This is a genomic window from Shewanella sp. 125m-7, from assembly GCF_052977045.1.
Genome location: NZ_JBRILQ010000041.1, coordinates 24,337 through 42,067 on the forward strand (window position 1 = coordinate 24,337; position 17,731 = coordinate 42,067).

Consider the following 17,731-nt stretch of genomic DNA (forward strand, 5'->3'; position numbering starts at 1 on the left):
AATAGCGGAGTTAACACGTAGGTTGAATCTTGTTAAGAATTGTCACATTGCATGCGAGTCTACAGAGTGAAAATTAGCCGAAGCTGAAAATAAGCATGCTGCTGATAATTGTTTCGATTATTTTTTACTGGTGGACTCACCAATGATTGATTGTAACAAGAATGAGGGAAGCGAGAGCTGGGGGGACATATGAGGGTATATATAAAAGCAAAACGGGCTTCCCATTGCTGGAAAGCCCGTTTTAATACAACACGTTAAGACGTTAGTCTTAGTTCATGCCGTATTTCTTTAATTTCTTGCGTAGCGTACCACGGTTGATACCTAGCATGTTGGCAGCACGAGTCTGGTTGCCACGAGTGTGTTGCATGATGATATCTAGCAGAGGTGCTTCAACTTCGCTTAACACCATTTCATATACTTCTTCAGCTTCTTGCCCATCCATCTGAGCGAAAAAGTTAGTGACAGCACGCTTTACCGCATCACGTAATAATTGTGGCTTAATTGCGCCACTTGCGGTTTCGATTTTGCCAACAGTAAGTTGGTGAACTTCAGTGTGAGTAGTCTGATCAAACATTCGTATTCTGCTCTTTATTAATATGCAACAAATTCATCAAAATAGCGTTCCACCATGGAACATTGTTCTTCAACGGTTTCGAGTCGATTAAACTCGCTTCGAAAGGGCCGTTGTTGTTCTTGGTCTAGGTACCAGCCAACATGCTTTCTTGCGAAGCGGATGCCCTTATAATCACCATACAAGTTGTACAGTAGTTTAAGGTGTTCAAGCATAACTTGACGTTTTTCATCCATCTCAACAGGCGCTAGCTTATTACCTGTCTCCAAGTAATGTTGGATTTCCCTAAATATCCAAGGTCTTCCTTGAGCTCCTCGTCCAATCATCAGAGCATCCACCCCAGTATAATCCAGCACAAAACGTGCTTTCTCTGGCGTTAAAATGTCTCCATTCGCGACAACGGGTATCGAGATCTGTTTTTTAATTGCTTTAATTGTGTCGTACTCAGCATTGCCTTTGTACATGCACTGCCTTGTTCTGCCGTGAACGGCTAACGAAGCAATACCGCAATCTTCTGCAATCTGGGCGATATGAACACCATTCCTGTGCTCTGGAGCCCATCCCGTTCGAATTTTTAGCGTCACAGGCACATCAACTGCTGCTACCACTGCGCGTAGAATGGCTTCTACCTGCACTGGATCTTGCAATAAAGCTGATCCTGCGAGCTTCTTATTCACTTTCTTTGCTGGGCAGCCCATATTGATATCAATGATTTGTGCCCCTTGTTGTACGTTGACAACAGCGGCATTGGCCATTAACTCAGGATCTGCTCCAGCAATCTGAACCGAACGTATTCCGTCTTCACCTGCATGTGTCATACGCAGGCGGCTTTTATCGGTATCCCAAACATCAGGATTAGATGAAAGCATCTCCGACACGGCTAAGGCTGCGCCATAACGTAAGCAGAGATTTCTAAAGGGTTGGTCTGTGACACCTGCCATTGGGGCCACGATCAACTGATTTTTCAGGCGATAGGGTCCAATCTGCATTTATCAAAACACCTTGCTCGTCAAAGGGGCGCTATAGTACGCCTTTTTCAAGCCTGTGAAAAGGTCAATAAATGACCTGAGGGTAACTTTTTTGCTTGACTTTTGTTTACTGAGAAGTCAATGGCGGCGCAGAAAGCGCCGCGTGGTACTGCTATTTACGTATACCTGTCAAGCGGCTCCAATCGTCTTTGTGAGCAGGCTCGTCCATATCGAACCATTCGCTATAAAAGGCTGATACTTCCTCTGCTTGCTCTTGTAACAGGCCTGAAAGTGCCAATTGTCCACCTGGCTTAACTTTTTCTGCAATCAGTGGTGCAAGTTCACGCAGTGGGCCCGCAAGAATGTTTGCCACTAGGATATCTGCTAGCAGATCTGCAGGCTGATCTTCAGGTAGATATAGGTCGAGTTTATCTTCAACGCCATTGCGCTCAGCATTCGCTTTTGAGGCTTCAATGGCCTGATAGTCGATATCGATACCGGTAACGCGCTCTGCGCCAAGTTTCAGTGCGGCAACGGCTAGGATCCCAGAGCCACAACCAAAGTCGATTACGTCTTTGTTGGTGTAATCTAATCCGTCTAACCACTCTAGACAAAGTGCTGTCGTTGGGTGGGTACCTGTGCCAAACGCTAAACCTGGGTCTAAGATCACGTTAACAGCGGTTGGATCGGGGATTTCACGCCAGCTTGGGCAGATCCATAAACGATCACCAAACTTAATAGGGTGGAAGTTATCCATCCATTCACGTTCCCAGTCTTTATCTTCAACTTGTTCAATCTTGTGGCTAAAGTTTTCACCCAGGTAAGGTAAACCCTTAAGCATGGTTACGATTGGCGCGAGGTCGTAATCCGCTTCAAACAGTGCAGTGAGGACGGTGTGGTTCCACAATGGTGTGTCACCCAGTGTCGGCTCATAGATTGGGGTATCTTTGCCATCTTCATAGGTAATAGACAATGAGCCTAGTTCCATGAGCATATCGCTTAGGGTATCGGCGTGCTGGTTGTCGGTATCGACTTTTAATTGGATCCAAGGCATGAGCATTCTCGTTAACTAGATATATGCGCCTATTGTAAACCATGGCTGGTTTGAGTGTGAATGTTAGATGTTAAAACAGCGAATTTATCTTGCGTCATGTTGATTTTTAATTGGTTTTTATAGCCGGCGTTGCCTTTGTTGTTCTGATTTTTTTGTTTGAATTTAATTCTCAAGGTGTTGAATTTTATTGGTTAAATGGTATTACCACTGTTCTGTTGATAATGGATTGTTTGTGATCTTGGTCTAATGGTTGAACTAAAAATGGTGAGGTTGATCACGAAAGCGATTCTGCTAGCATTTTGCTGACTAAGAAGTTGCTAGAGTGTAAATACCACTATTTTGCATAAGATAAACAAGACAAGAATAATGTTAGCATCCTACGTAATCGGCACAGGGCATCCAGCATCTGCAAAAGCAGATAAAATACAAAGCATTACAGGCGTAATGATGGGCTGCTTCTTATTGGCTCATCTGCACTTTGAATCAAGTATATTACTTGGGAAAGATGCTTTTTATACCGTAGTGCAGTTTCTTGAGGGCGGTATGTTTAGCTCTACTGGTCACGGCTTTCCGATTGTGACTAAAGTCTTCTCGGTATTTATGCTGGCGGTGGTGATGTTGCATGCTGCGGTAGCGTTGCGCCGTTTTCCAGCTCAAATTGGTCAATGGCGCGCACTAAGACGCCATATGACAGTGATTAACCACAAAGACAGTCACGCCTGGTTTTGGCAACTAGTGACGGGGTTTGTGCTGTTCTTCTTAGTGCCTGTTCACCTGTTTACCATGATTGCTAACCCTGAAATTGGTCCTAATTTGTCGGCTGAGCGTGTCTATCATCAAAACGCTTGGCTGTTATATGTCCTGTTACTGCCAGCCGTGGTCATTCACGCAATGATTGGCTTATACCGTGTGGCTGTTAAGTGGGGGCTCACCGAAAAGCGCACCGGCTTACGTAAGATTGCAAAAGGGTTGATCATTTACCTAATGGTTATCGGTCTGCTGAGCCTTGGCTCTTATATGGTGATTGGTAGCGGCTTAACCTTGCCAGTAGAGGCTTATCGACCTCATTAATCTTTGTGGTTACAGACAGCTATTGCTGTAAAACATAAATTAGCATTCACTGGATTATTCGTGTATTTATTGATCTATCTCACAACTCAATATCGGCTACTACGAGACATTGTAATTAAGTAGTTTATAAGCACGGTATTAACAGGGATAGGACGGCGAATGATTAAAAGAACAAATCGCAGTAATTGGAGTGGTTGGCTAGACCTGAGTCAGAGTATCTCTGGCGCTGTACTCGCAGTGTTTTTATGGACGCACTTACTCTTGGTTTCTTCCATTTTATTGGGAGAGGGGGCCATGACTTGGGTTGCTAAGACCATGGAGCTAAGTTTTCTGAGCGATGATGGCCATGGCTATCCTTGGGTAGTCTCCATCATTGCGGTTTTGATTGCAGCCATAGTGTTATTACATGTGCTGGTAGCAATCCATAAGTTACCGCTTAGCCTGCGCCAGCAAAAAGCCTTAAGACTGCAACTGAACGTGGTTAAACATGGTGACACCCGATTATGGGTGTGGCAGGCGATAACAGGCGTAGTGATTCTACTGCTATTGCCTGTGCACTTGTGGTTGATTGGTGTCGCCCCTGAAACGATTGGTCCCTACGGCAGCGCCGACCGGATCTGGCAACAAGGCGCATGGCTACTATATCTGCCATTGCTACTTTGTGTTGAGCTCCATGCTGCGATAGGAGTGTACCGCCTTGCCGTTAAATGGGGCGCCGCGAGAGATTTAAATACCCGCATAAGACTGAAAAAAATAAAGACTATCATCAGCGTGATTTTCATTGTTGTGGGCTTGGCGTCACTACTGGCGTTTCTGCCTTATGCCAATGGGTAAACACCAGATGAGAGATAGAACATAAACCGACTCTGCACCCTACTTTAAGGAGCACGTGTGAAACTGATATATACCGATTCATTGGTGATCGGCGCTGGACTTGCTGGATTACGAGTCGCTATCGCGTCTAAAGAGCGTGGGCTAGATACTGTTGTATTGTCATTAATTCCTGCTAAACGTTCGCATTCCGCGGCGGCGCAAGGTGGCATGCAAGCAAGTTTGGGCAATACCGTAAAAGGTATGGGTGATGACGAAGATGTCCATTTTCAAGATACAGTAAAAGGGTCAGATTGGGGCTGCGATCAAGAAGTCGCCCGTATGTTTGCCCATTGCGCACCCAAAGCCGTGCGTGAGCTGGCAAATTGGGGCGTGCCTTGGACCCGTGTAACTGCGGGTCCACGCCAAGTGGTTGTGAACGCAGAGAAGGTGACTATCGAAGAGGCTGAGAGCGCTCATGGCCTTATTAACGCTCGTGACTTCGGTGGTACTAAAAAGTGGCGAACTTGCTATACCGCTGATGGCACCGGCCATTCACTGCTTTATGCGGTGGATAACAAAGCGATCTCGATGGATATCCCCGTGCATGAGCGTATGGAAGCCTTATCACTTATTCATGATGGTAAGCGTTGCCATGGTGTGGTGGCGCGCTGTTTGATTACCGGCGAATTGAGAGCCTATGTTGCTAAGTCGACCACCATAGCAACGGGCGGCTATGGCCGTATCTATGAAGTGTCTACCAATGCGATTATTTGTGAGGGTGTTGGTCAAGCGCTAGCACTTGAAACCGGCGTCGCTAAGCTGGGTAACATGGAAGCGGTGCAGTTTCATCCAACGGCGATTGTACCTGTAGGTATTTTGACTACAGAAGGTTGTCGTGGTGATGGTGGCCTATTGCGTGATAAAGATGGTCATCGCTTTATGCCCGACTATGAGCCAGAGAAGAAAGAGCTCGCTTCACGTGATGTGGTATCACGCCGTATGACCGAACATATGCGTAAAGGCAAAGGCGTTGATAGCCCTTATGGACCGCACTTGTGGCTCGATATTACCTTGCTAGGCCGCAAACACGTTGAAACCAACCTACGTGAAGTCAAAGAGATCTGTGAAAACTTCTTAGGTATCGACCCGGCTAAAGATTGGATCCCTGTAAGGCCAACTCAACACTACTCTATGGGCGGTATTCGTACCGACAAGACGGGACAGAGCCCACAACTTAAGGGGCTGTTCAGTGTCGGTGAGGCCGCGTGTTGGGATATGCATGGCTTTAATCGTCTAGGTGGCAACTCGCTGGCTGAAACGGTTGTTGGCGGGATGATTATCGGCAAGTACGTTGCCGATTTTTGTCAGCAAAATACCTTAGAGATAGATACCGGACTTGTCGAGACGTTTGTCGACAAGGTGCGAACTGAAATAGATGAACTCGTTGAAGGTGAGGGCAGCGAAAGTCCATTTGTCATCCGCAAAGAGATGGAGCGGATCATGATGGATTATGTGGGTATTTTCCGTAATGGTCCTGAGCTAGATAAAGCGGTGGCAGAGCTGCAAGAGTTACTTAAGCGCTCACGCGTTATCGGCCTTAAGTGTAACAAGCGCCATGCCAACCCTGAACTAGTAGAAGCACTACGAGTTAAGCGCATGCTTAAAGTCGCGCTTACCGTTGCTGCAGGTGCCGCTGCACGTACTGAGAGCCGCGGTGCTCACGCACGAGAGGACTTCCCACAGCGTAACGATAAAGATTGGTTAAACCGCACTTTATCGAGCTGGCCAGATGCTAATAGCTTAGCGCCTAAGCTTGAGTATGAGCTGCTAGACGTGATGACAATGGAATTGCCTCCAGGTTACCGTGGCTATGGTATCGATAATGCGATAGCTCATCCTGATACGGCTATGCGTGAGCAGGAGATTAGCGAGATTTTAGCTCAGCTAGGACCCGATGCCGATAGGCATCAGCAGCAAAATGCATTGATGCCATTTGATGTACCAGAATCATTAAAACCCAAGAACGAACGTTTAAGTGACACGCTTGATAACTTGAGCGCAGGAGACACAGCTAAATGAGCCAAGAAACGGCAAAGGGCCGTACCTTAACTTTCAATATTTTCAGATATGATCCGCAAATGCCGGATGATAAGCCTAAAATGGTAAAATACCAGCTTGAAGAAACACCGGGCATGACGGTATTTATCGCATTGAATCGTTTACGCGAAGAGCAAGATACTTCATTGCAGTTTGATTTTGTCTGTCGCGCAGGTATTTGCGGTAGCTGCGCCATGGTGATTAATGGCTTCCCAACTTTGGCTTGCCGCACACTGACCAATAAGTACCCTAAAGGCGATATCACTTTGATGCCATTGCCAGGGTTTGAGTTGATTGGCGATCTATCGGTGAATACCGGTAAGTTTATGCGTGAACTCGCTGAGCGTCTAAAGCTATGGTTACACCCAATTAGCGATGACATTGATGTGCATCGTTTAGAAACACCTATGGATCCTGCCGAAGCCGCCAAGCTATATGAACTAGAGCGCTGCGTTGAGTGTGGTGTGTGTGTGTCGGCCTGCGCGACTAAGCAGATGCGTGAAACTTTTGTTGGGGCTGTAGGCATGATGAAGTTGGCGCGTTTTGAACTTGACAGCCGTGATGGCCGTGAGCTTGAAGATTTTTATCATGTGATTGGTAATCAAGATGGTGTATTTGGTTGTATGACGCTGCTGGGTTGCCAAGATAACTGCCCGAAAGACTTGCCGCATATGCAGCAGATAGCCTATCTGCGTCGTAAGATGGCAGTGACGCTAGTGTAAACGTTAAGGCTATTAACCCCATCCTAGGCCTCCATGATGGGGGAGTCTGATTATCCAAATAAAAAACCTGTTGTTGCAGGTTTTTTTATGGATGACGTTTAGGATTCATTTATCTACAATTTAGTTTGAATATATACGCATTTATAAATGGAATATTGATAATGCAGCTAAATGATCTCAAGCTTTTTATCCGAGTCGCCGATTGTGGCAGTCTCACTGCGGCGGCTGTTGAGCTAGATATTTCATCAGCGGTTGCCAGTGCAGGGCTTAAACGATTAGAGAAAGAGTTGGGCACGGCCTTGTTTATTCGCAGTACGCGAAGCTTAAGGTTAACCGATGCGGGAGAGCGTTATCTTATTCACTGTCGCCGAGCGTTGAGCGACCTTGAAGTCGGTCAACGGGCAATTGAAAGCACTCAAGCGAGTATCTCTGGTGTTGTGAGCCTGTCGGTGCCATCGGATGTGGGCCGCAATGTGTTGCTGCCTTGGCTGGATGCATTTCTCGTTAAATACCCAGAACTGAAACTGCGTTTGCATATTGGCGATAATTTATCAGACTTTTATCATGACAAGATTGATGTGGCCTTGCGCTCTGGGATCCCTAAAGACTCGGCGCTGGTGGCCTTTAAAATCTGCAACTCACGCCGGGTGTTATGTGCCTCGCCAGACTATCTAGAGCGCTTTGGAGAGATAACGGCCTTAGAGCAGTTACCGCAGCACAATTGCTTATTTTTTATGTTGGATGAGCGCACTCATGATCAATGGATATTTAATCAAAATGGCCAGCAACATAAAGTGCGGGTGACCGCTAATCGTACTTGTAATGATGCTGATATTGCTAGGCGCTGGGCAGTTGCTGGGCAAGGTTTAGTGTTTAAGTCTTGGTTAGATCTAACCGATGATATTGAAGCGGGGCGGCTAGTGCCTTTACTGAATGACTACCAAGGCGAAGAGGCTGATCTGTATCTGGTTTGCCCTGGGCGAGAGCATGTGACACCAGTTATCTTGTTACTTAGAGATATGCTGCGTGAGCAATGTAAGCTGCGCCTAGCGCGTGTGAAGCACTATATGGGCTAGAATTCTGAATTACAGCCACAAAAAAACCGCACGAATGCGGTTTTTTAGTTTATACCAACCTAGGCCAGTATATAAAAAAGCGAATTAGCTTTTAGCGCGCTTCATCGCAGTGAAGAACTCATCGTTAGTCTTGGTCATTGCCAATTTGTCGATAAGGAACTCCATAGCCGAAACTTCATCCATTGGATTAAGGATCTTACGTAAGATCCACATCTTCTGTAGCTCATCCGGAGTCGTTAGCTTCTCTTCACGACGAGTACCAGAGCGGTTGAAGTCAATCGCAGGGAATACACGTTTGTCAGCCGCTTTACGAGAAAGGTGTAACTCTTGGTTACCTGTACCTTTAAATTCTTCGTAAATGACTTCGTCCATCTTAGAACCGGTATCAACAAGCGCTGTGGCGATAATGGTTAAGCTGCCACCGTGTTCGATGTTACGAGCTGCACCAAAGAAACGCTTAGGACGGTGTAGAGCGTTGGCATCAATACCACCAGTTAATACTTTACCTGATGAAGGAATAACCGTGTTGTATGCACGAGCAAGACGGGTAATCGAGTCAAGTAAGATAACCACGTCTTTCTTGTGCTCTACTAGTCGTTTTGCCTTTTCAATAACCATCTCAGCAACTTGTACGTGACGGCTTGCTGGTTCATCGAAAGTAGAAGCAATAACTTCACCTTTAACCATGCGTTGCATCTCGGTGACTTCTTCAGGACGTTCGTCAATAAGCAGTACCATCAACACCACTTCAGGGTTGTTGTAGGTGATACTTTGAGCAATGTTCTGTAGTAACAGAGTTTTACCCGCTTTTGGTGGGGCAACGATAAGACCACGTTGACCTTTACCAATCGGAGAACATAAATCCAGAATACGTGAAGTAATATCTTCAGTTGAACCATTACCACGTTCCATACGCATACGTTCTTCAGCATGCAGAGGTGTTAGGTTTTCAAATAGGATTTTGTTACGAGAGTTTTCAGGCTTATCGAAGTTAACTTCAGTTACCTTTAGAAGGGCAAAATAACGTTCGCCTTCTTTCGGTGGGCGGATCTTACCGAAAATCGAGTCACCAGTACGCATGTTAAAGCGTCTAATTTGGCTAGGTGAAACGTAGATATCATCTGGGCCCGCTAAATATGAACCATCAGAGCTACGAAGGAAGCCGAAGCCATCTTGTAAGATCTCTAAAACGCCACCACCGAAAATATCTTCACCGCTTTTAGCGTGGGCCTTAAGGATAGAGAAAATAATGTCTTGCTTACGAGCACGAGCCATATTTTCTAGGTTCATGTCTTGAGCAAGCTGGACTAAATCTGAAATTGGGGTGTCTTTTAATTCTGATAAATTCATCGTGGTGGGTCTTGTTTTGTACGCGGCAATGCCATCTTCGATCAAAGGTTTGTTGCTTAATGAGAATTGATCGGATAGCGAGAAGTGGGTTAATTAAGAATGTTTCTGGTTATTAAAGTAGCACTAACAAAGCGGGGCGTCTAGAAGTTTAGTTAAACCCGACACATTTTCTTATTGAAGCTGTGTCGGGAATCACTTAATACCGTGCAATCGGTGATTAAACGGCATGTTTTGCTTAAATTTGCGCGTCAATGAACTCTTTAAGTTGAGTCTTTGATAGTGCACCTACTTTAGTTGCAGCTAGCTCGCCTGCTTTGAAAAGTAGTAATGTTGGGATACCACGAACGCCATACTTAGCGGGTGATACGTTGTTTTGATCAACATTTAACTTAGCGATAGTGATCTTACCTTGGTACTCTTCAGCCACGTCATCTAAGATCGGCGCAATCATTTTACATGGACCACACCACTCAGCCCAAAAATCAACCAGAACTGGTAGTTCAGAGTTAATTACGTCATTTTCAAAGCTATCGTCGCTTAGGTATACAATCTTGTCGCTCATGTTGTTCTCCAGTTTGGTTGCCATTGCTGGTTTGTTAATGGCTTAACCTGTATATTGGGTCGGTAAAATAGTTTTTCAAGCTAAAAGTTATGCAAATATTAATGTCGCACTCTTGAGTAACTAAAAACGCTTTAGACAAGACGCTGATTTACAGGCATAGTTAGCCTACGTCAACGACGTTTAACGCCTAATGCGTTTAAAATTGTCCTAAGAGAACGCTAAACCCACGCTTAAGTTTCATTGCATCGTATAAATATAGAGGGAATGATGATTCCGTCACTGATGCCTAAAATCGCGTGCTAAACGTTTCTTTGAGTGTGCCCAATTTTCTGTGATAAAACCTTATCGCTATTTCAAACGATTGAGTTTTTTATTGCAACCTTTTACAGGTAAGCCTGCGCTATGAGCGATACACATTTATCTACACAGAAGTTTGCTGACTTCCCTTTACATAAAGAAGTACAACAAGCACTTAACGAAGTTGGGTTTGAGTTTTGTACTCCAATTCAAGCAATGTCGTTACCGATTTTATTAGAAAAAAAAGATATAGCGGGTCAAGCACAAACCGGTACGGGTAAAACGTTGGCCTTCTTAGTCGCCACTTTTAACCACCTCCTATCTACGCCAATCCCAGCTGAACGCCAGCTAAATCAACCGCGCGCTATTATCATGGCGCCGACTCGAGAGTTGGCTATTCAAATTGCAAAAGATGCTAATTTACTGGCTAAACATACTGGCCTGAAAGTGGGTATCGTATATGGTGGCGAAGGCTACGAAGTACAGCGTAAAGTATTAGATAAAGGCGTTGATATTCTGATTGGTACTACAGGTCGAATTATCGATTATGTGCGCCAAGGGGTTATCAATGTTAGTAATATTCAAGCTGTAGTACTTGATGAAGCGGATCGTATGTTCGATCTAGGCTTTATTAAGGACATTCGCTTCTTGTTTAGACGTATGCCTGATGCAAAATCACGTTTGAATATGTTGTTCTCTGCAACGCTTTCGATGAAAGTGCAAGAACTTGCTTATGACCACATGAATGAGCCTGTGAAAGTTGAGATTGCGCCAAACGAGAAAACATCAAAGAATATTAAAGAGGAAATCTTCTATCCATCGATGGAGGAGAAGATGCCATTGCTATTGTCTTTGCTTGAAGAAGACTGGCCAGAAAAAGCCATTGTGTTTTCTAATACCAAACACAGCTGTGAAAAAGTATGGTCATGGCTTGAAGGTGACGGGCATCGCGCGGGCTTGTTAACGGGTGATGTACCGCAGAAGAAACGTTTACGTATTCTTGAGCAATTCACTAAAGGTGAAATTGACGTGCTAGTGGCAACGGATGTTGCGGCGCGTGGCTTGCATATTGCTGATGTGTCGCACGTGTATAACTATGACTTGCCAGATGACTGTGAAGATTACGTGCACCGTATTGGTCGTACTGGCCGTGCTGGTCAAAAAGGTGTGTCGGTTAGCTTTGCTTGTGAAGAGTATGCGCTGAACTTACCTGCAATCGAAAGTTATATTCAACATTCGATTCCAGTGACCGCTTATGACAGTGAAGCACTGCTTGATGATATTCCTCCACCAGTGCGAATTCATCGTAAACCAAGTACACATACTCGTAATAATCGTGAACATGGTTCAAACCGCCCACAAGGTGGTCAGCGTAGTGGTCCACGTCGCCACGATAGAACGCGTAGACATTCATAGGCGATAAAGCTTAATGACTACACCTCTTTATGCCGCCATTACGTTAGGCTCAAATAGTTTTAATATGTTGGTCGCTGAAACCGTGGGCCAACAGCCAAAAATTATTGCGAAGTACAAGCGTAAAGTTCGTTTGGCCGAAGGGATCCAAACCGATGGCTCGTTGAGTGAAGAGGTGTTGTTACGTGGTTTAGACTGCTTAACTATGTTCGCAGAAATGTTGAAAAAAGAAGGTGTTTCTGCTGAAAATGTGGCGGTTATCGCAACGGCAACATTAAGAAATATCTCTAACTCCGATGACTTCTGTCGTCGAGCCCTGCCAATATTGACTCTTCCAATCGAAATAATCTCAGGAATGCGTGAAGCCGAGCTTATCTATCAAGGTATGGTTGCGACAACAGAAGGTGAAGGTCGCCGTCTTGTTATCGATATTGGTGGAGCAAGCACTGAATTTATTATTGGTGATGGCAACAAGGTGTTGTTGAAAACTAGCTTAGCGATGGGCTGTGTCACTTTTAATGAAGCATTTTTTAGCAAATTCCCGTTACAGCAATTGGACTTTGATGATGCTAAAGCGCAGGTGAAAAGAGTCCTCGGTGAGCAATTATCAGCTCTTAAAACTCTGGGTTGGCATTGTGTTGTTGGCGCCTCAGGTAGTGTGCAGTCTGTTGTAGAATTACTGAGTCATCGTAATCAGTCATCTACAATTACCTTGGATGTGTTACTGAGCCTAAAACAAGAAGTGTTAGCGCAAAACGATCCTTCAATGGTCGAGATTATTGGGCTCAATCAAGAAAGAGCCCCAACGTTTGCCGCAGGCGTGTCAATTTTATTGGCGCTATTTGAATTACTAGAAATACAAAAACTATCGCTTTCTGGTGGCGCGCTTCGTGAAGGTGTATTGCAGACCTTAGCCAGTAATATTTAGTTTACCTACGCGACAATTTTTAATTGTGTTCTATAGCTGTTCACAACCTATCTCTTTACATCGGAAATTAATCTTTTCTGTTAAATCCGCTCAACTTCCTAGCATCAAACTGCCTAGGGTTAGTTTTTCCCCATGAATAAATTCAACTAAAATTTTGAGCCTAGTTCATTGAACTATACTGCTTGCTCAAGCTGGCACTATAACTCTAACTTATTATTTTTGTTAACCATTAAGTTTGTGATTAATTACAATGCCTAGATTTTCTGCTCATTGAGAACTGAATTCATCCCCGCAAGATTAACTTTTTGGATAATGTACATTGTATAAAATATGTGTCATGTGTTAATGTTTTGTTGCGCTTGGCTGTTCTGTACCCCATTTTACTAAAAAAAATTTGACTAAGCGCTTACTCAAAGAAAGTTTAAGGGAGAAAAATTATGTCTGGAAGTAACGCTTTAAAGCGATTTTCGCCGAAAAAGACGCTAGCGGCTTTAGCTGTAGGTTCAGTGTTGTTTTTATCTGCGCCGGCCGCGATGGCAGCAGATGGTTTAGGTGTGATGCAAGGCCGAATTACAACAGAGGCGGGCTCAAATCTTAGTAATGCAACAGTTATTATTAAGCATGAATCAAAAGGTATTGTGAGAGAAACGACTACTGGTTCAAACGGTAGTTTCTCTCTTAAAGGTCTGCCGATTGGTAAATATACTGTAACCATTTCTAAAGACGGCTATTACCAAGTAAAAGAGCAACACATTGCCGTTACTATGGGTAATGCACTGACTTTCGACGTTGCTCTTGATTTAGAAGGCTCAGGTGTTGAGCGTATTGCTGTTAGTGGCGCAAGAATTAGTCGAGTAGATACTTCTAGTACCACAGCATCACAAGTTATCTCTATGAGCGAACTTAACCAATTACCTGTTGAATTAGATGCAACAGCAATAGCCTTACTTACTCCAGGCTCTGTGGCAGGCGATGATGGTTTCGGTGGTGTTTCGATTGGCGGTTCATCAGTTGCTGAAAACGGGTATTACCTAAACGGATTAAACATAACTGATTTGCGTAAAGGTATGGGCGATATCGATCTTCCATGGGAAGCGATTGCGCAAACCGAAGTTCAAACTGGCGGTGTATCGGCTGAATATGGTCGATTTATCGGTGGTGTTGTAAGCCTAGTGTCTAAGTCGGGTGACAATGAATGGCAGTTTGGTGCAAAAGCAGAGATCGCACCAGACTCGTTAGCTGAACCAACTTTAAGAATGAAAGATGATGGCACTATTGAAAAAGCCAAAGATGGTTATTGGCAAGAAACTGAATATAACATTTGGGCTTCAGGTGCATTAATTGAAGACAAACTATTTTTCTACGGTTTATGGAATCCATTTGAAGAGGAAACCACTGGTTACGGTGAGAGTCAGATTGATGATAATGAGTGGAAGACTAACCGCTGGTTTACCAAAGTTGATTGGTTTATCCATGAAGATCACTCTTTAGGTGTGATGGCTTTCAGTAATGAAGGCGATTATACAGGATCTGAATATCAGCGTGATGACAACGGTGGGCGCGGTGATGAAATTGGTCTTACTGAAAGCACGTACGGTGGAATTGGTTGGAATGCCCTTTATACTGGCTATCTAACAGATGATATTACTTTAACAGCTATGTATGGTGAGATTACCCAATCTACTAAGGATAACTCTGGCACTTTAGATCAATCTACCTATTGGGATCTTCGTTCAGGAACATGGCAGCGTTTAGGTGACTGGGTTGGCTATGGTTCTTCGGAAACTGAAGACAAGCGAATCACTTACCGAATCGATTTAGACTGGGTTATTGGTGATCATACATTACGCGCTGGTTATGATTATGAGCGTTTAGAAATTGCTGATATCTATACCCCGCACGGCGATGGTTGGTACGAATATTTTGCTGCTGGCCCAGATAACTCATATGGCCTAACTGAAGGAACTGAGTACGCAGATTTACGTATTTGGGGCAAGAATAGTGAAACAGAAAACGTTCACACAGCACTTTATGTTTCTGATACTTGGGCTGTAACTGATACTGTAACTGTTAATGCTGGCGTGCGTTATAGCGAGTTTAGCAATACTACCGGTTCTGGTGACAAGTACGTAGATTTAGATGGTCAGTTTGCTCCTCGATTAGGTGCAACATGGGATGTATTAGGTGACGGTGCTAGTAAGCTATACGCTTCTTACGGTCGTTACTTCCAGCCAGTATCACCAAATACTAATCTACGTATGGCATCAGCTGCTTATGACTCACACATTGTTAGTCACCTTGATGGCGTTAATGCAGATGGTTCTCCAATACTCGGAGATGAAATTAGTCGCCGAGTTGTTGCTGACGGTTCAGTACCTGATGCAGATCAGCTGTTTAATAACAAAGCTGGCTCAATGTATTCTGATGAGTTTGCTCTTGGTTATCAGCAGCAACTAAATGATGACTGGGCTGTCGGGATCCGTGGTGTATATCGTGATCTTAAACAATCTATTGAAGATGTATCGTTTAACTATGGTATGAACCAATGGATCTTAGAAAATTATGATGCCAATACATGGCATGCTGGCAACGGTGAGACCAGTGCTGAAGACTACTTTGTTGGTGGTTGGTTCCCGACACTAACAAACCCTGGTATCGGCACAGAGATCTACTATGACGTAGATGGTGATGGTGTTAAAGAAACCGTTAATGTTAACGCCGACCAGATGGGCTTCCCGGAAGCTGAGCGTACTTACAAAGCAATTGAGTTAAACTTTAGCGGTAACGTTACTGATGACTTCACGTTAAATGGTTCTTACACTTGGTCGAAGAGTGAAGGTAATACAGAAGGTCTAGTACGTTCTGATAACGAGCAGGCCGACCCAGGCTGGACTACATCATTCGATTATCCAGAACTAATGGATAATGGTGATGGCTACCTGCCGAATGACCGCCGCCATAACTTCAAACTATATGGTGTTTACAACGTTACTGATGATTTCAGCGTTGGCTTTAACTCGTACCTACAATCAGGTCGTCCAATTAATGCATTTGGTGTTCACCCTGAAGACCAAGGTTATTGTGTAGAAGCAGTGGCAATTGATGGAACCTGTTATGGTCGTGATTGGTATGGTGCTTCATCTTTCTATGCTGATGGCGAAGCAGCACCTCGTGGTAGCAAGGGGCGTACAGATTGGATTTATAACATTGACCTGAATATGTCATATACAGTGGACTTCAACGAAGCTGGTCGCCTTAACTTCAAGCTGAATGTATTTAACCTGTTTAACTTTGATGGCGTAACAGGTGTAGATGAGCAGTATGAGTTTGATAGTGGTGCGAAGAATGAGCGCTATGGTTATTCTGATAGCTTCCAAACTCCACGTTATGTTAGAGCTTCAGTTCGTTACGATTTCTAACTTAGAATATCTTGGTTAGAAAGTAGTAGTGATAAAAAAAGGCCGCATTTGCGGCCTTTTTTATGTTTTAGCTGACTACTTTAAGATGTTAGCTAAATCAACTTCTAGCGATACTTCAGGTCTTTCAACAATCCGACCCACCTCTTTATTGTCTTGCTCAACAATAATAGTTGGTATACGCGTGAACTCATATTTAGCGGCTAAGCCTTCAGGATCTTGTTTGGCTCTATCCACACCTATATAAGTCACTTTGATATTTGGATTATTGAGCTCTTCCATAATACGGATAAAGCGCGGTGTTTCACGGTGACAATCAGAGCACCATGTACCGATAATCACGGTTATTTCAGTCGCAGTGCTAATATCCTTTAATGGGGCGATAGCAGCGCTATCAACTTTATAGTCTGCATAACCCTCTTTAAAGTCTGCAAGCTCGGTAACCATTTTCTGTGCTTCTACAGTTCCAGTTAAAATCACTTCTTGTTTCTCCTCACTGCAAGTGGCCATAAAGCCTGCTTGTTTGTCATCGAATGCGCAACCGCCACTGGCCATACTTTGGCTACTAAAAAACAGCATAGTGGTTGCAAGCAATGCTTTGACGTTATTGTGCATGATAATACTCCGAGCAAGAATAAATGATTTTATTTATTCAAACATGTCTTAACTAGTGGGTGAAGTGAACTATCTCGGCAATGCTATAGGGATCACTCTAAATCTATAAATTTACCTTTCAATACTAGATTAACGGTTAAAGTCTTAAGGTAAGCTGAATGGAGTCTGTAATCTCCCGCAGTAATTAGGGGGGTGTTTGATAGGAGATAAATGGCGCTACGTCAGTTTGCTTTTTAACTTGGATGTGGAAAAGCGTCTGGGTTTCAGTTCGGTGTTATGTAGCTGCGTGATTAATCTAGCTGACAAGTCAGTTTATTTCCCTTCTATATATAGCAGCACTTTTTATAGTGACCTAGTTTTACGATTCAGCGAGCAAGTGTTCTACCGAACAAAGGAGGCTGTAGTTAACACATGTCATTGTATAGTCATCGGTATGAAGTGTGGCTTTATAACCTTATGGCGGCCTAAATACGTAAAGTGAAGCAGGATTAAATGGTTTAAATATGAAATTAGTTGAAAATACTTAGTGCAACTCAAAAATACTGTACTAGACTCATTATCCCGGAGCGCAAATAGTAATCTAAAACTGCAATTTTGTGGATAACTCTGGGGGTACTTAGTGTGTATGGTGTGCTTAAGTTATATTTTTGAAAAAACATTATTTTTTATCAAAAAAAGCGCTTGCGCAGCTCTGAGATATTCCTATAATGCGCATCCACTGACACGGCACAGCAGGCCATTCGCTCTTAGCAAAAGCTAGATAGAACGGGACTTGCAG

At 43.9% G+C, this 17,731-nt stretch carries 14 protein-coding genes; 8 read left to right on the top strand and 6 right to left on the bottom strand.

Annotated elements, in window-relative coordinates; translation table 11 throughout:
- Positions 1–268: 268 nt before the first annotated feature.
- From fis to prmA, 3 genes are all read right to left on the bottom strand, one after another.
- The gene (gene fis, locus ACVBIL_RS16665) at positions 269–574 is read right to left on the bottom strand and encodes a DNA-binding transcriptional regulator Fis (protein ID WP_012278959.1); all 306 of its coding nucleotides are present in this window, start codon (positions 572–574) and stop codon (positions 269–271) included.
- A gap of 17 nt (positions 575–591) precedes the next feature.
- Positions 592–1,560: a tRNA dihydrouridine synthase DusB gene (gene dusB, locus ACVBIL_RS16670; protein ID WP_447168075.1), complete on the bottom strand. Its 969-nt coding sequence runs from the start codon at positions 1,558–1,560 to the stop codon at positions 592–594.
- A gap of 151 nt (positions 1,561–1,711) precedes the next feature.
- Positions 1,712–2,593 (bottom strand): 50S ribosomal protein L11 methyltransferase, encoded by an 882-nt coding sequence (gene prmA / locus ACVBIL_RS16675; protein WP_447168076.1) that lies wholly within the window; start codon positions 2,591–2,593, stop codon positions 1,712–1,714.
- A 348-nt stretch (positions 2,594–2,941) separates the two neighbouring features.
- Between prmA and ACVBIL_RS16680 the strand changes: the two genes are divergently transcribed.
- The 5 genes from ACVBIL_RS16680 to ACVBIL_RS16700 all read left to right on the top strand — a co-directional run bounded on the left by ACVBIL_RS16680 (position 2,942) and on the right by ACVBIL_RS16700 (position 8,372).
- The gene (locus ACVBIL_RS16680; RefSeq protein ID WP_447168088.1) at positions 2,942–3,664 is read left to right on the top strand and encodes a fumarate reductase cytochrome b subunit; all 723 of its coding nucleotides are present in this window, start codon (positions 2,942–2,944) and stop codon (positions 3,662–3,664) included.
- 159 nt (positions 3,665–3,823) lie between these two features.
- Complete coding sequence (locus ACVBIL_RS16685; RefSeq protein WP_447168077.1) at positions 3,824–4,498, top strand: fumarate reductase cytochrome b subunit; 675 nt, start codon at positions 3,824–3,826, stop codon at positions 4,496–4,498.
- Between the two features lie 57 nt (positions 4,499–4,555).
- Positions 4,556–6,556 carry a fumarate reductase flavoprotein subunit gene (locus ACVBIL_RS16690; protein WP_447168078.1) on the top strand — a complete coding sequence of 667 codons (2,001 nt, stop codon included), beginning with the start codon at positions 4,556–4,558 and terminating at the stop codon, positions 6,554–6,556.
- A complete protein-coding gene (locus tag ACVBIL_RS16695; RefSeq protein WP_447168079.1) occupies positions 6,553–7,296 on the top strand; it encodes a fumarate reductase iron-sulfur subunit in 744 nt (247 codons plus the stop codon). Before ACVBIL_RS16690 ends, ACVBIL_RS16695 begins: the two co-directional genes overlap by 4 nt.
- Before the next feature lie 161 nt (positions 7,297–7,457).
- The gene (locus ACVBIL_RS16700) at positions 7,458–8,372 is read left to right on the top strand and encodes a LysR substrate-binding domain-containing protein (RefSeq protein WP_447168080.1); all 915 of its coding nucleotides are present in this window, start codon (positions 7,458–7,460) and stop codon (positions 8,370–8,372) included.
- An 84-nt stretch (positions 8,373–8,456) separates the two neighbouring features.
- Here ACVBIL_RS16700 and rho read toward each other — a convergent pair whose 3' ends face one another.
- Positions 8,457–9,722, bottom strand: a complete 1,266-nt coding sequence (gene rho / locus ACVBIL_RS16705; protein ID WP_447168081.1) for a transcription termination factor Rho — start codon at positions 9,720–9,722, stop codon at positions 8,457–8,459.
- 235 nt (positions 9,723–9,957) lie between these two features.
- Positions 9,958–10,284: a thioredoxin TrxA gene (gene trxA, locus ACVBIL_RS16710; RefSeq protein WP_447168082.1), complete on the bottom strand. Its 327-nt coding sequence runs from the start codon at positions 10,282–10,284 to the stop codon at positions 9,958–9,960.
- Positions 10,285–10,686: 402 nt separating this feature from the next.
- Between trxA and rhlB the strand changes: the two genes are divergently transcribed.
- From rhlB to ACVBIL_RS16725, 3 genes are all read left to right on the top strand, one after another.
- Positions 10,687–11,997: an ATP-dependent RNA helicase RhlB gene (rhlB, locus tag ACVBIL_RS16715; protein ID WP_447168083.1), complete on the top strand. Its 1,311-nt coding sequence runs from the start codon at positions 10,687–10,689 to the stop codon at positions 11,995–11,997.
- A 13-nt stretch (positions 11,998–12,010) separates the two neighbouring features.
- Entirely contained in the window at positions 12,011–12,922 is a 912-nt protein-coding gene (locus tag ACVBIL_RS16720; RefSeq protein ID WP_447168084.1) for a Ppx/GppA phosphatase family protein, read from the top strand.
- 437 nt (positions 12,923–13,359) lie between these two features.
- Entirely contained in the window at positions 13,360–16,341 is a 2,982-nt protein-coding gene (locus tag ACVBIL_RS16725) for a TonB-dependent receptor (RefSeq protein ID WP_447168085.1), read from the top strand.
- Positions 16,342–16,416: 75 nt separating this feature from the next.
- Here the strand turns inward: ACVBIL_RS16725 and ACVBIL_RS16730 are convergent, their stop codons facing one another.
- Positions 16,417–16,953 (bottom strand): thioredoxin family protein, encoded by a 537-nt coding sequence (locus tag ACVBIL_RS16730; protein ID WP_447168086.1) that lies wholly within the window; start codon positions 16,951–16,953, stop codon positions 16,417–16,419.
- Positions 16,954–17,731 lie beyond the last annotated feature (778 nt).